The following is a 13,988-nucleotide window of genomic DNA, read 5'->3' as shown; positions in this document are numbered from 1 at the left end:
CTCGGGGCGCCCAACTCCAAAAATGGAACTCGCATTTTCGCATTGAGGATATGGCCCCGAGCATCGAATGCCTTCTTCCGCGGGGGGCACGACATCATCCCGGTTGACTCTTAGCCAAGACGAGAACAAATGTAGAACATATCCAGGCTTTCCGCGTTTCAAGGGTCAGATGAGTGTATCGGCGCCCCCTGTTGCCATTTCCGAGCTTCGAGAACGCATCGCGCGTCTCGAAGGTGGAAATGCGCGCGAGCGTACGGTTTTGCCGTTCGGAGTGCCGCGATCGACAGGGTTCTGCCTGGAGGCGGGTTGGCTTTTGGCGGTCTGCACGAGGTCGCGGGTGGCGGAAATGGCGCTGTCGATGGCGCGGCCGCGGCACTCTTCGCTGCCGGTATTGCCGCGCGCACGGTGGGCAAGGTGCTGTGGTGCGTTACCCGGCCCGATCTTTTCGCGCCTGCAATCGAACAGGCCGGCCTTCCTCCGGGACGGGTAATCTATGTCGAAGCCGGCGACGAAAAATCCATTCTCGCCTGTTTCGAAGAGGGTCTTCGCGGAGGTTTTGGCGCTGTCGTTGCCGAGATTGCCCGGCTTTCGATGACGGCCTCACGGCGGCTTCAGCTTGCCGCCGAAAGCTCCGGCGCCATCGGCATCGCCATTCGCCGCTGGCGTCGGCAGACGGAGGCAACGGATTTTGGCCAGCCAACCGCCGCCGAGACACGCTGGCGGGTGTCGGTCCTGCCGTCGACACCATTGCCGGTGCCGGGGATTGGACGGGCGCGCTGGCACGTTGAACTGATCCGATGCCGTGCAGGAGAGAGTGCGGATTTCACAGTGGAGGCATGCGATGCCAAGGGTTGTATCGCTCTTCCTTCCGATGTGGCCGACAGACCGCTTCAGAAGGAAATCGGGCGACGCCGCGCCTCCGCCTGAGACGCCGCTCGTCCTCATCGGCCGTGACGGGCGCCGCCGTGTCGTTCTGGCCGCCGATGCGGCAGCGCACGGTGCCGGCCTGCGCATCGGCATGCCGGCGAGCAAGGCGCAGGCCTTGGTTCAGGGCCTCATCGTTCATGACGCAGAACCGGAAGCAGATGTCGACGCGCTCGAGCGTTTGGCGCTGTGGGCTCTGCGCCGCTACGCGCCGATCGTCGCTGCCGATGCGCCGGACGGCATTGTGATCGATACGACCGGCGCCGATCATCTGCATGGCGGCGAGGCGGCAATGCTTGCCGAGATGGTAGATCGGCTTGCCGCTGCCCGCATTACAGCCCGGGCGGCGGTCGCCGATAGCTGGGGGGCTGCGCATGCGCTGGCGCGCTTCGGCGGACGGCAGACCGCCGCAATTCCACCCGGCGAGATTGCACAAGCGATCCTGCCTTTGCCGATCGCTGCCCTTCGCCTTCCAGCCGCGACGATCGATAGCCTGCGACGGCTTGGCTTCGAGACAATCGCTGATCTTGGCGGCACGCCGCGCGCATCGCTCGCCTTGCGTTTCGGACCGGAACCCGGCCGGCGCCTCGACCAGGCGTTCGGACGGGTGAGCGAACCGATCGAGCCGATCCGGCCGCAGGAGATCGCCGAGGTGCGCCGCAATTTTGCGGAACCGATCGGCGCGCCAGAGACGATCGCTCGCTATACCGGCAAGCTCGTGACCGAACTTTGTGCCGAACTCGAGATGCGGGGGCTTGGCGCGCGCCGGCTCGATCTTCTGTTCTTCCGCGTCGACAATCGCATCGAGGCGATCCGTGTCGGCACAGCAACGCCGGTTCGCGATACGAAACGCCTGACCCGACTTCTTACCGACAGAATAGAGATGATCAATCCGGGGTTCGGCATCGAACTGATGCGCCTTGCCGCGACTGCCGCCGAGCCGCTACACGCGAAACAGACGATCTCTTCGCTTGCCGAGGCGCCCGAGCCTGATGTCTCGGATGTGATCGACATCCTGGCCAACCGTGTCGGCGAAGACCGTCTCTATCGCTTTGCCCCCGTTCAGAGCGACGTGCCCGAACGGTCGGTTCAACGCATTGCCCCAATGGCGCCCGATACCGGCGAGGGCTGGCCCTGCCATTGGCCGCGCCCATCGCGCTTACTGCCGCGACCCGAGCCGATCGAGACGGTGGCACTTCTCCCCGATCATCCGCCCGTGACCTTTACCTGGCGCGGCGTTCGCCGGCGCGTGAAGCGAGCCGACGGGCCGGAGCGCGTTTTCGGGGAATGGTGGAAGCGCGATGCCGAGCTCGCGGCGGTGAGGGACTATTTCCAGGTCGAGGACGAGCACGGCGAACGCTACTGGGTCTACCGCGCAGGCGACGGCGAAGACGCCGCGACCGGATCGCATAAATGGTTCATGCACGGGATCTTCGGATGACAGGCGCCACCCGATATGCCGAGTTGCAGGTGACCTCGCATTTCTCGTTCCTGCGTGGAGCATCATCCTGCGAGGAGCTGTTTGCGCAGGCGGCACTGCTCGGCATCGAAGCGCTCGCAGTCGTCGATCGCAATTCGCTTGCCGGCATCGTGCGCGCCCACGAAGCGGCGAAGACGACAGGCGTGCGGCTGATCGTCGGCTGCCGTCTCGATCTCGCCGACGGCATGTCGGTCCTGGTCTATCCGACCGACCGACCGGCTTACTCGAGGCTCTGTCGCTTGCTCTCGCTCGGCAAGGGCAGGGCCGGCAAAGCCAAGTGTCATCTCGAATGGGATGATGTCGTCGCCTATAGCGAAGGTCTGATCGCGGTGCTCGTGCCGGATGAAGCCGATGATCTTTGTGCCGTTCGTTTGCGGCGGCTGCGCGAGGCGTTCGGCGATTGCGCCTATCTGGCGCTCACCTTGCGCAGGCGTCCGAACGACCAGCTCCGGCTTTACGAGCTGGCTAACCTGGCGACAGCGATGCGGGTGCCCACCGTCGTCACCAACGATGTGCTTTTCCACGAACCGGCTCGCCGCATGATGCAGGATGTCGTCACCTGCATTCGCCATAACGTCACCATCGACGACGCCGGCTTCCGGCGCGAACGTCATGCCGACCGCTATCTCAAACCGGGCGATGAAATGGCGCGGCTGTTCAGCCGTTATCCTGAGGCCCTGGCGCGCGCGGTCGACATCGCCGATCGCTGCCGTTTCTCAATGTACGAGCTCGCCTACCAATACCCGGAGGAAAAGACGATGCCGGGTCTCACCTCCCAGCAGGCGCTGGAAAAACTGACCTGGGAAGGTGCAGCCCGCCGCTATCCGGAAGGTCTTCCCGGCAAGGTGATCGGCATTCTGAAGCACGAACTCAGGTTGATCGAGACGCTCAAATATGCGCCGTACTTCCTGACCGTCAACTCGATCGTCCGCTTCGCCCGCAGCCAGGACATCCTCTGCCAAGGCCGCGGCTCGGCCGCCAATTCAGCGGTCTGCTATGTGCTGGGCATCACCTCCATCGATCCCGAACGCAACAACCTTCTGTTCGAGCGTTTCGTCTCCCAGGAGCGGCGCGAGCCGCCCGACATTGATGTCGATTTCGAGCACGAGCGGCGCGAGATCGTCATGCAATGGGTCTACGAGACCTACGGTCGTGACCATGCCGCACTCTGCTCGACTGTCATTCGTTACAGGACGAAAGGCGCCGTCCGTGACGTCGGCAAGGCGCTCGGTCTGCCAGAGGATATGACCAAACTCCTGTCCTCGCAGGTCTGGGGCCATGGCGAGGCGGTCGATGAGCGGCGCGCCGGCGAACTCAATCTCAATCTCGGCGATCGGCGGCTGCGCCTGACCCTTGAACTCGCCGCGCAACTTGCCGGCACGCCGCGTCACCTTTCGCAGCATCCGGGCGGCTTTGTGCTGACGCATGATCGGCTCGACGATCTCGTGCCGATCGAGCCGGCGGCAATGAAGGACCGCCAGGTGGTGGAATGGGACAAGGACGATATAGACGCTCTCAAATTCATGAAGGTGGATGTCCTGGCCCTGGGCATGCTCACCTGCATGAAGCGGTCATTCGATCTCCTGTCCGAGCACAAGGGCATCGCTCTCGACCTGGCGACGATCCCGGCCGAGGATCCGCGCACTTATGCGATGATCCGCAAAGCCGATACGCTCGGCGTGTTCCAGATCGAATCCCGCGCGCAGATGTCGATGCTGCCGCGCATGAAGCCTCGGACTTTCTACGACCTGGTCATCGAGGTTGCGATCGTCCGTCCAGGGCCGATCCAGGGCGACATGGTCCATCCCTATCTTCGCCGGCGCGACGGGACGGAAGAGGTGACGTTTCCGACGCCGGAGCTCGAGCGCGTGCTCGGCAAGACGCTCGGCGTGCCGCTGTTTCAGGAGCAGGCAATGCAGGTCTCCATGGTCTGCGCCGGCTTTTCCGCTGGCGAGGCCGACCAGCTGCGGCGCGCCATGGCCACCTTCAAGCACACTGGCGGCGTCTCGAAATTCCGCGACAAGCTGATCAACGGGATGATCGCCAACGGCTACACCCCGGAGTTTGCCGAAAAGACCTTCTCGCAACTCGAAGGGTTCGGCAGCTACGGCTTCCCCGAAAGCCACGCAGCCTCCTTCGCGCTGATCGCCTACGCCTCATCCTGGATGAAGTGCTGGCATCCGGATGTCTTCTGTGCCGCGTTGCTGAATTCGCAGCCGATGGGCTTTTATCTGCCGGCCCAGATCGTGCGTGACGCACGCGACCATGGCGTCGAGGTGCGCCCGGTCTGCGTCAATGCCAGCCGCTGGGATTGCACGCTTGAGCCGATCGATGTCGAAGATCGCTTCGCTGTCCGGCTCGGCCTGCGCATGGTGAAGGGTCTCGCCAATGATGACGCGGCCGCGATCGTCGCGGCGCGGGCCGACGAACCCTTCCTCTCCGTCGACGATCTCTGGCGCCGCGCCGGCGTGCCGGCGGCGTCGCTTGTGCAGCTCGCCGAGGCCGACGCATTTCTGCCGCATATGAATCTTGCCCGCCGCGATGCGCTCTGGGCGATCAAGGCGCTGCGGGATGAGCCTTTGCCGCTGTTCGCGGCCGCCACGTCCCGTGAACAGAAAACGGTGCCTGAAATCCACGAGCCTGTCATCACGCTCAGACCGATGACGGCCGGGCGCGAGGTTGTCGAGGATTACGGTCATGTCGGGCTGACCTTGCGCAGCCATCCGGTGTCGTTTCTACGCGCCGATCTACGCCGGCGTCGCATCGTGACTTGCCAGGAAGCCATGCAGGCGCGGGACAAACGATGGCTCGAGGCCGCTGGCCTGGTGCTGGTGCGGCAAAGGCCGGGCTCGGCCAAAGGCGTCATGTTCCTCACCATGGAGGATGAGACCGGCGCCGCCAACGTCGTTGTCTGGGTCAAGGTGTTCGAGAAATTCCGGCGCGTGCTTCTCTCGTCGGCCATGCTCGGCGTGCGCGGCCGCATCCAGCGAGAAGGGGAGGTGGTACATCTCGTCGCCCACGAGCTGACCGATCTGTCGGCCGAACTCGCCAGCGTCGGAAACCGCGAGACGCCGTTTCCATTGCCACACGGCCGCGGTGACGAGGCCCATCATGGCGGATCGGGCATCGATCCGCGCGGCATGCCGAAAACGCGCGATATCGTCGATCCCTACGAGCACACCGATCGCATCAAGGTGAAGACGCGGGACTTCCGATAGAAGCTGCAGCGGATATACCGTCATCATGTGGTAGTCTGGCCCGCATGACGACGCTTTATCTCAATCGGCACGGAAGACGGTGAATCCCACAAGGCCGAATAAAACGCATCCGCCGAAATGGATCGAGCCTCAGCTGACGCGCCTGGTTGACGAAGCGCCCAACGGCCCCGATTGGCTTCACGAAATCAAGTATGATGGATACCGCATGCACGCGCGGATCGACGGCAGCGACATCCGCTTGCTCACCCGCACCGGCCTCGATTGGTCGCATCGCTATCAAGCGACGATAGCGGCCCTCCGCGCGCTCCCGGTGAAAGACGCATATGTCGACGGGGAGCTGTGCGCCGTTCGGGCAGACGGCGTCACCTCCTTCAGCCGCCTGCAGGCCGCTATGGACGAGGGCCGCACGGGTGATCTTGCCTTCTTTGCTTTCGATCTTCTGTTCCTGAACGGAGAAAGCATTGCGAAGCTGCCGCTCATCGACCGCAAGGCGCGGCTGGAAGGCCTCTTTTCGACCGACATGCCCGGCCTGCGCTTCAGCGATCACGTGATCGGCGACGGGCCTGCGTTCCGCAAGCACGCCTGCCGGCTTGCACTCGAGGGCGCTATCTCAAAGCGGATCGACAGCGCCTATGCATCCGGCAATCGCGGGCTATGGGTCAAGTCAAAGTGTCTCAACAGAGAGGAATTCATCGTCGTCGGCTGGACCGATCCGACTGGAACCCGGCCGCACATCGGCTCGCTGCTTCTCGGCTACTATACCGATGGTGGTCGTCTGATGTACGCGGGCCGCGCCGGCACGGGCATCACGGTTGCAGAGCTCAAGCGATTGGCTCGCCGGCTTGAACCACTTCAGGCAGCTCGAATGCCCCTCGATGCCCCACCGCCACGTGAGAGCCGGTTCGGCTCGCCGCTTGAGCTGTCGCGCGTCCATTGGGTCAGGCCTGAAGTGGTGGTCGAGGTCACCTATCTCACCTGGACGGAAGACAATCTCCTGCGCCAGGTTTCGTACCAAGGCGAGCGGCAGGACAAGCCGGCCCGGCAGGTGGTGCGTTCCGTACCCCATCCCTGATCGGCATCGGTCGCCGATCGCTTCATTTCATCCGACTTGCTCTATCTGCAGCGTGCCGGGTGGAAGGGACTTGATCAGCGACTTGGCCGACACCGAAGGGTCGAGCCAATCCGCCCACTCGCTGCGATCGAGGATGACGATCTGCCGGTCGTGGAAGGGCGCGATGTCGGGTCCTGGCTCCATCTTCAGCATGGTGAATGCCTCGCCGACCTCAGGCGTTTCGCGCCAGATGCCTGCGATGCAGAAGATCGGCTCCTCCTTCTTTGTGAAGAGCCACTTGTCCTTGCCCTTCTTCTTGGGGCCTTCCGGATCGGTGAACTCGTAGAAGCCGTCCGCCACGATGAGGCACCGGTTCGACGAGAACTCCCGGCCCTCTGAACGGAAATTATAGACGGGCCCTTGTTCGGTCCGGGCCAGCTCCAGCGCCGCTGCACCAAGTCGGCCGAGCACGCCCTCGATCGTCCTGATGATCGGCGCCATGTCGGCCGACCCTGGGCCCATATCGCGCTCACCGGCGACTATCTCTGGAACGAAATTGACCGACCCCTCGAACGCTTCCGATTCGCGCGAACCGCTTCAATCCAAACAACTTCAAATTCCCTTAGCGAGTATTATTGCAGAAATCCCCACGGAGCCCCTATTGGGGCCGTCTGCGAGTCCTTATGCTCCTCCTCGAAGCGGATCGGCAGCCACACGCCGACGTCGGCATGGCTCAGTGCAACAACGTTCACGGAGGACGACATGTGTAGGATGATCATGGCAGTGCTAGGTCTGCTGCTCGCTAGCTTGCCGGCCACGGCGCGGGTCGTCCCATTCCCGCCAGGCTTCAAGACGCAATCGATCGAAACCAACGGCACGAGCCTTAATGTCCGCATCGGGGGACAGGGCCCCGCCGTCGTGCTGCTACACGGCTTCGGCGACAGTGGCGACATGTGGGCGCCTGTTGCGACAAAGTTGATGCAAGATCACACCGTAATCGTGCCAGACCTGCGTGGCATGGGACTTTCCGCCCATCCCGACACCGGTTACACAAAGAAAAACCAGGCCGTCGACATTGCCGGTATCCTCGACCATCTGAAGATCGAGAAGGCCGACCTCGTCACCCACGATATCGGCAACATGGTGGGTTACGCTTTCGTCGCCCAGTATCGCGATCGAGTCACCCGCTGGGTTGTGATCGATGCGCCGCTGCCGGGCATCGGTGATTGGGACAACATCATCCGCCTGCCGTTGCTGTGGCATTTCAACTTTCGTGGTCCCGACATGGAGCGGCTGGTAGCAGGGCGCGAGCGTATCTATCTCGACCGTTTCTGGAACGAGTTGTCAGCCAATCCGAAGGCCATCGACGAAGCAACGCGCAAGCACTACTCCGTACTTTACGCGCGACCTCACGCCATGCACGACGCCTTCGAGCAATTCGCCGCATTTAACCAGGATGCAGCGGACAACAAGGAGTTTTTGGCGAAGGGCGGCAAAGTCTCGATGCCGGTGCTAGCCGTTGGCGCTGAAAAGTCTTTCGGCACGGCCCAGGCAGACGATCTACGCTATGTCGCGACCCATGTGACTGTTGGGATCGTACCGGGCTCCGGTCACTGGATCATGGAGGAAAACCCGGACGCCGCGGTCAAGCTCATCACGGACTTCCTCTCCAAGTAGCCTATCCATGCCCGCTAAGGCCGGCGCGCAAACCCGATGGAGAGCTACAATGACCAGCCAGCCCATGCTGGCCAGGGCATCTTCTGACGCCGAGCAATTGTGTCGTCCTGAGCATCGACTACTGGCCGATCCAAGGTGGCGTCCGTTGCGTTGATGGATCGGCGGAGGCTGGTGTCCAATATCGTTGCTGTGGCGAAATCGCGAAACTCCACAGCGCGATCGCTGGAGCATCTTTTGGGCGCCGTGCAAGGAAGTCGTCGAGGCTCATCCAGTCGACGGGCTTTGCTGTAGCGCCGATGATCGCCAGCCAGCTGAGCAACGGCCTGGTCAGGGTACCCAAAAGCTACGGCCTGCCAGAGTTACCAGAAGCGGCGTTCAGGCTATTCGCCGCATCGAACGGCCATACCGTCCTCGAAGAACTGGCGGAGGCCATCATGAACGCCGTTCCTCGAAGGCATGCTGGCGAGGAGTGATCCTGAACTCGCACCAACTTCTGCTTTATGGCTAGTCCCGAATGTCAGAAATGTCCGACGGCGCGGGCCGTCGATTGAACCATCCGCAAACGTTCGACCTGCATTCCAATCGAGTGCTTGTTCAAGAGGCGCCCGTCGAAACCACATTGGTGCCGGTGATTGGCCAACGTGAGCAAGTCTGTCTGAAGATCTGATGGTCATCGAGGGTCGGCGAGAAGGTTGAGTCCGAAGACCTTCCAAACCTTCGGTGTGAAATCCAGCGACGAAATAATCGAAATCAATTCGCCGCGCCACATGAGTCCGGGCTAGGCGCGTTCCGGATCATCGCGCCGATCAGTCCCGAGCAAACCGGACGGATCTGGGCGGCGGCCAAAACTGACCGGTGATGAGTGTGGTGCGAGACTTAGCCGACCGGGAATTGGGGCTGTAGAGACAGCCATTGTGCTGTCCGAGCGAGCAGGATCGACCTATCCCGCTTCTCCTGCCGCAACAGAAGCGTCGTTTGACCGGAGCGGCTCGTTTCCCATTTTCCGATCGTTTGTGGGAAAAGGGCGGCTGTATTGCCGGCACTCTGTAAGCCGTTCCAACGTTAAAATTGTCGGCTTGCTTCCCGCCTCGCGACTGCGGAGTGGTCGTTTCATCGATCGAGTCGCGTGATGCACCGGCAGTTAATCTCCCCGCCAGGGCAAAAGAGGGGCTCCAGGGTCGGCGATGGGCCGCCGCCTTTATGAAATCTTTATATCGTGGGGCTCCCGCACGAATGGAACCTTTATGCGTATCGAGCTACGTTTGGTCATGCGGCGACCCCGGCAGGGAGTGATGCGATGGCCGATGTCAATCCGAGGCTGCAACAGGACATGACATCGTCGCCAGGTGCCGATTCGCTTTTCGGCTTGGCGGATGCTCCCGCCGCGGTGCGCTATCTTGCTTCGTTTGCAATGACCGCCTTCGCGACGGTCGTGGCTGTCGGTGTCGACAGCCAAGTAGCGATCCCGAACATCTCGCTCATATTTGTGGTGCCGGTGATCTTACGGGCCGTCGGTCTCGGTTTGGGCCCCTCGCTATACTCGGCGCACTCGCCTACAATTTCTTCCTGACCGAGCCCCGCCACACACTGATCGTCGATGACCCGGCAAACATCTGGGCGATTGGACTGCTTTTCGTCGTCGGACTTGTCGTCAGTGGCGTTGCCTTTACCTCCCGACGCCGCGCAATTTAAGCGGCGCTGCTGAGGAGGCAAGCAACGATGCTGCAAACCTATAGTCGCGACGTCGCCGGGATCGACAATGCGAAGGCGATCGTCTCGATCACTTGCCACACGCTTGCAGCGCTCTTCCAAGTTCCTGTCGTCGTCATTCTCGTTTTGGACGGCAAAGTGGTTTCCGTCGAGAAAGTCGGCAACATAGCACTCCAGGAAGCGGAAATAGAGGCGGCGCAATCGTCGTTGGCAACGGGACTTGTTGTGAGCGCCGGAGTTTATCCGGCGTTGACCTCGCGATTCGACTTTTGGCCCGTAAAAACGACGGCAGGGGGGCCGCGCGCCGCCATCGGGCTCGCATTCGACCCCGATGAACGTCCTGCGGCGCCTTCGACATCAGTCGATATCGTGGGTCGCTTCCTGGCGCTGGCCCTTGATCGTCAACATTTCCGGCATGCTCGACCGTAAACACCCGGGAACGCGAAAGTCAGCAAACGGCGCCAGGACAACGACTTCGAAACGTTTGCTCTAACCGGAGGAGCAGGTTCATGAGCAATGCCGATGCAGGCGACGGCGGGGGTGCAGCAGCACAGCCCGCGATGCGTGACATCCACTCTCAGCAGAGCCTGCGAATACTGGTTCTGGGCGCGCTCGGCATTGTTTATGGCGATATTGGAACAAGTCCTCTCTATGCATTCCGCGAGGCCCTGTTTGTTGCTGCATCGGACGGCTCGGTGGCACGTGAGGACGTGCTTGGCATTCTTTCGCTGATCATTTGGGCACTGACACTCATCGTCACGGTGAAATATGTCACGTTTGTTCTTCGGGCGGACAACAAGGGCGAGGGCGGCACGCTCTCCTTGATGTCCCTGGCCGGCAGTAGCCTTCCGGCGCGCTCAGCTGCCATTTTGGTCTTGGGCGTCCTTGGCGCGGCGTTGTTTACGGGCGACTCGATGATCACGCCGGCGATCTCGGTGTTGGCTGCAGTGGAGGGTCTTGAGACCGTTACGCCAGCGCTTGAGCCTTACGTGTTGCCAGTCACACTTGTTATTCTGGCGGGGCTTTTCTCCGTGCAACGATTCGGGACCGGCACTATTGGAGGCGTTTTCGGGCCAATTACGTTCGCATGGTTTGTCGCGTTAGGGGTTTCTGGAGTAAGCCACATCGTCACCAATCCTGGGGTATTGTGGGCTGTCAATCCCTATTACGCCGTCCATTATCTCGCGACCAATCCAGCACTTGCGCTGGGTACAATCGGTGCTGTTTTCCTGGCTGTGACTGGCGCAGAGGCGCTTTACGTCGATCTCGGCCACTTTGGTCGCAGACCGATTGTGGTGGCTTGGCTGTGGATCGTGTTCCCGTGCCTCCTGCTCAACTACATTGGGCAGGGCGCCTTTGTTTTGACCCGCACCGAACTGCCGCAGAATGTTTTCTTCGACATGCAGCCTCGCTGGGCGCTGGTGCCGATGGTCGCCTTGGCCACCGCCGCTACGATCATCGCCAGTCAGGCTGTCATTTCCGGGGCGTTTTCGCTGGTGCGCCAAGCTGTCCAGCTGAATCTTCTGCCGCGATTCAGCATCCTGCACACATCCGAGACGCAAGAGGGCCAAATCTATCTTCCGCGGGTCAATTGGTTGCTCGGCATTGGCGTCATGATGCTGGTGCTCGGGTTCCAGAAGTCGGGCAATCTCGCCTCAGCCTACGGCATCTCTGTCACCGGCCAGATGGTGGTCACCGACCTGATTCTCTTCATTGTTATGCGCCGAATCTGGACCTGGTCTCTCACTGTTGCCCTTTCGGCGTCGGCACTCTTCCTGATCGTGGACTTGGTATTCCTCGGCTCCAACATCATTAAGGTGATCGAAGGAGGCTGGGTTACGCTGACCATTGCTCTGGTGATGTGCCTCATTATCTGGACCTGGATCCGCGGCAGCCGCTATTTGTTCGACAAGACCCGCCGGAACGAGATCCCGCTGGATTTCCTTGCCGGCAATCTGCTGAAGAAGAAACCGCATCTGGTGTCGGGCACCGCGGTGTTCCTGACCAGCGACCCGCTGAGCGCGCCGACGGCGCTGATGCACAGCCTCAAGCACTACAAGGTGCTGCACGAGCAGAACGTCATCCTTTCGGTGGTGACGGCGCCGCAGCCTGTCGTGCCCGACAGCGAGCGCGTCAAGATGGAGACCGTCAACGAGCTGTTCATGCGGGTGACGCTGACCTTCGGCTATATGGAGCAGCCCAATATCCCGCGTGCGCTGGCGATCTGCCGCAAACAGGGCTGGAAGTTCGACATCATGACGACGTCCTTCTTCCTGTCGCGGCGCTCGCTCAAGGCCTCGCCCAATTCCGGCATGCCGGTCTGGCAGGACAAGCTGTTCATCGGGCTGGCGCGCACGGCGGCCGATGCGACGGAATATTTCCAGATCCCGACCGGCCGTGTTGTCGAGATCGGCACGCAGGTGGTGATCTGATCCGACTGGGTTGCTCCGTTAAACCTGCTTCTGGCGCAAGCAGCCCTTACGAACGTGTGCTAGACTAAGGGTGGCGAGCGGAAGCGATCAAACGAACACGTCGGCCACGATCAGGACGATGCCGAACCATGCGGCAATCCAACATATCGTCCGCACGCCTGGACGTGCGAAGGCATAGGCGGGAACATAAACGAGCCGGGCGATGACGAACAACCAGGCTCCGACGACCGACAGCGATCCTGACGCATGAGCTGCGTGCACGAGGAACAGCGCGGCGACGAACTGCGGAAATATTTCAAGCAGGTTGCGATGGGCTCGAACGAAGCGGCCGCTGATTCCAGTTACCTCACGCGGTTCGTCGTGCGGTCCCGCGACCCAGGACCCCCCAAGCTGACGCAGTGTTAGAACACTCGCAATGGTGAGCTGAATACTCGCCAGCAACAGGGCCGCAAGCAAGGCCCAGAGGTCGCCCGTCATCACTGCCGTATCCGCTCCACTATATTGACGAGCCGGCCATTGCATCAGGCCCGAGGCTCGACCCAAGGCGCTCACCAACCATGGCGAGCCGTCGTCCGAACGGCCGCTTTTTCCGCTTCGATCTGAGCCTGGGAAGTCGACGTTAGCTCAGGCAGCAGCACAGGATAAACCACTCCCTGGTGGGCAATGTCCAGAGCTTGGTGACCGCGTCCAAGCTCAAGCGCGCGGTCTTCTTCCACGAGCGTGGCGAAATCCGCGAGCGTTCAGGCTCACACCGCCCAAGTCTACAATCTCGTACCGTCGGACACGATCGAGGAACGCATCTTTCTTCTCTTGGATGACAAGCTCGCCGACGCTGATGACTCTTGAGATCAAGCGAATCATCGTATGAGGCGCCCATTTTTGCAGGCGTTCCTGCTCGATGGCATTGATCTGTTCACGAACCAGGCGCAGCCGCACCATGTCGCGGCGGAGTTCCGCCCAAGTACAGCGACGGTGCGGATGAGTCGAGCTTGGTGTCCGCCAAGGATCCGCCTAATGGTCGCCCTTTTGAAGTTCCGCCGTAGCCCCGTCCGCGGCACGTTCTAGCCTCTCCGGCATCGACCGCGACGGCCTTTGGAACTCGCATTGAGCATTTGAGGCCTGCACCGCGCGCCAATGCGGCTTCTCGAACACCGACACGATATAGGTTGTGACCGGCTTATCGATCGTCGCTTCCCCCTGTGCAATTTGAAGCCCGCGCCTCTGGCGGAGGACGCGGGCCGATCGGAGGACACCGATCTTCGGCAGGCGATGGAGGGCACCACCTGCCGCAAGCATCAACTATTAGAAATCACTGATGCAGTCGAGCCGGTGGAGATTGTCGGGAACTATCCGCTCATCGTGGATAATGATCGTGGGTGGTCGTGGATGTAGCGTAAGCGCTATTTTCGCTGCACGTTGACGCGAGCGCTTTCGACGGATGGCCTTCGAATCGGGAACGGTATCTGGTCTGATCAGGCTGCTGTTGCTTTGGCGAA

At 61.5% G+C, this 13,988-nt stretch carries 12 protein-coding genes and 2 pseudogenes; 10 read left to right on the top strand and 4 right to left on the bottom strand.

All coding sequences use genetic code 11. The annotated features are described in order from the left end of the window. Window positions 1–169 precede the first annotated feature (169 nt). The 4 genes and pseudogenes from NKJ84_RS28320 (at window position 170) to ligD (ending at window position 6,694) form a co-directional block, all read left to right on the top strand. Window positions 170–927, top strand: a pseudogene (locus tag NKJ84_RS28320) (ImuA family protein). Next, window positions 842–2,365 carry a Y-family DNA polymerase gene (locus NKJ84_RS28315; protein ID WP_352509159.1) on the top strand — a complete coding sequence of 508 codons (1,524 nt, stop codon included), beginning with the start codon at window positions 842–844 and terminating at the stop codon, window positions 2,363–2,365. Before NKJ84_RS28320 ends, NKJ84_RS28315 begins: the two are co-directional and overlap by 86 nt. Next, window positions 2,362–5,622: an error-prone DNA polymerase gene (locus NKJ84_RS28310; protein ID WP_352509158.1), complete on the top strand. Its 3,261-nt coding sequence runs from the start codon at window positions 2,362–2,364 to the stop codon at window positions 5,620–5,622. The genes NKJ84_RS28315 and NKJ84_RS28310 overlap by 4 nt, the downstream gene beginning before the upstream one ends. Window positions 5,623–5,701: 79 nt before the next feature. Beyond that, the gene (gene ligD / locus NKJ84_RS28305) at window positions 5,702–6,694 is read left to right on the top strand and encodes a non-homologous end-joining DNA ligase (protein ID WP_352509157.1); all 993 of its coding nucleotides are present in this window, start codon (window positions 5,702–5,704) and stop codon (window positions 6,692–6,694) included. A gap of 27 nt (window positions 6,695–6,721) precedes the next feature. On the opposite strand, the pseudogene NKJ84_RS28300 reads toward ligD, so the two are convergent. Beyond that, window positions 6,722–7,177 (bottom strand): annotated as a pseudogene (locus tag NKJ84_RS28300) (SOS response-associated peptidase family protein); the annotation flags it as partial. Window positions 7,178–7,435: 258 nt separating this feature from the next. On the opposite strand from NKJ84_RS28300, the gene NKJ84_RS28295 reads away from it, so the two are divergent. The 6 genes from NKJ84_RS28295 to NKJ84_RS28270 all read left to right on the top strand — a co-directional run bounded on the left by NKJ84_RS28295 (window position 7,436) and on the right by NKJ84_RS28270 (window position 12,492). After that, entirely contained in the window at window positions 7,436–8,350 is a 915-nt protein-coding gene (locus NKJ84_RS28295) for an alpha/beta fold hydrolase (RefSeq protein WP_352509156.1), read from the top strand. Between the two features lie 296 nt (window positions 8,351–8,646). Then, window positions 8,647–8,823, top strand: a complete 177-nt coding sequence (locus tag NKJ84_RS28290; protein ID WP_352509155.1) for a hypothetical protein — start codon at window positions 8,647–8,649, stop codon at window positions 8,821–8,823. Window positions 8,824–9,647: 824 nt separating this feature from the next. After that, window positions 9,648–9,920: a hypothetical protein gene (locus NKJ84_RS28285; protein WP_352509154.1), complete on the top strand. Its 273-nt coding sequence runs from the start codon at window positions 9,648–9,650 to the stop codon at window positions 9,918–9,920. Beyond that, a complete protein-coding gene (locus NKJ84_RS28280; protein ID WP_352509179.1) occupies window positions 9,833–10,042 on the top strand; it encodes a DUF4118 domain-containing protein in 210 nt (69 codons plus the stop codon). Before NKJ84_RS28285 ends, NKJ84_RS28280 begins: the two co-directional genes overlap by 88 nt. Before the next feature lie 27 nt (window positions 10,043–10,069). Further along, entirely contained in the window at window positions 10,070–10,489 is a 420-nt protein-coding gene (locus NKJ84_RS28275; protein WP_352509153.1) for a hypothetical protein, read from the top strand. Window positions 10,490–10,620: 131 nt separating this feature from the next. Further along, window positions 10,621–12,492, top strand: a complete 1,872-nt coding sequence (locus NKJ84_RS28270) for a potassium transporter Kup (RefSeq protein WP_352509178.1) — start codon at window positions 10,621–10,623, stop codon at window positions 12,490–12,492. An 87-nt stretch (window positions 12,493–12,579) separates the two neighbouring features. Here NKJ84_RS28270 and NKJ84_RS28265 read toward each other — a convergent pair whose 3' ends face one another. From NKJ84_RS28265 to NKJ84_RS28255, 3 genes are all read right to left on the bottom strand, one after another. After that, a complete protein-coding gene (locus tag NKJ84_RS28265) occupies window positions 12,580–12,969 on the bottom strand; it encodes an MAPEG family protein (RefSeq protein ID WP_352509152.1) in 390 nt (129 codons plus the stop codon). Window positions 12,970–13,185: 216 nt separating this feature from the next. Continuing rightward, window positions 13,186–13,431 (bottom strand): hypothetical protein, encoded by a 246-nt coding sequence (locus NKJ84_RS28260; protein WP_352509151.1) that lies wholly within the window; start codon window positions 13,429–13,431, stop codon window positions 13,186–13,188. 363 nt (window positions 13,432–13,794) lie between these two features. Continuing rightward, window positions 13,795–13,988, bottom strand: a 194-nt coding sequence (locus NKJ84_RS28255; protein WP_352509150.1) for a hypothetical protein, incomplete at its 5' end; no start/stop codon positions are given.

The organism is Mesorhizobium sp. M0048, assembly GCF_040323405.1.
GTDB lineage: Bacteria > Pseudomonadota > Alphaproteobacteria > Rhizobiales > Rhizobiaceae > Mesorhizobium.
Note: the sequence above shows the minus strand (reverse complement) of the source record. Positions and strands in the feature narration are given on the sequence as shown.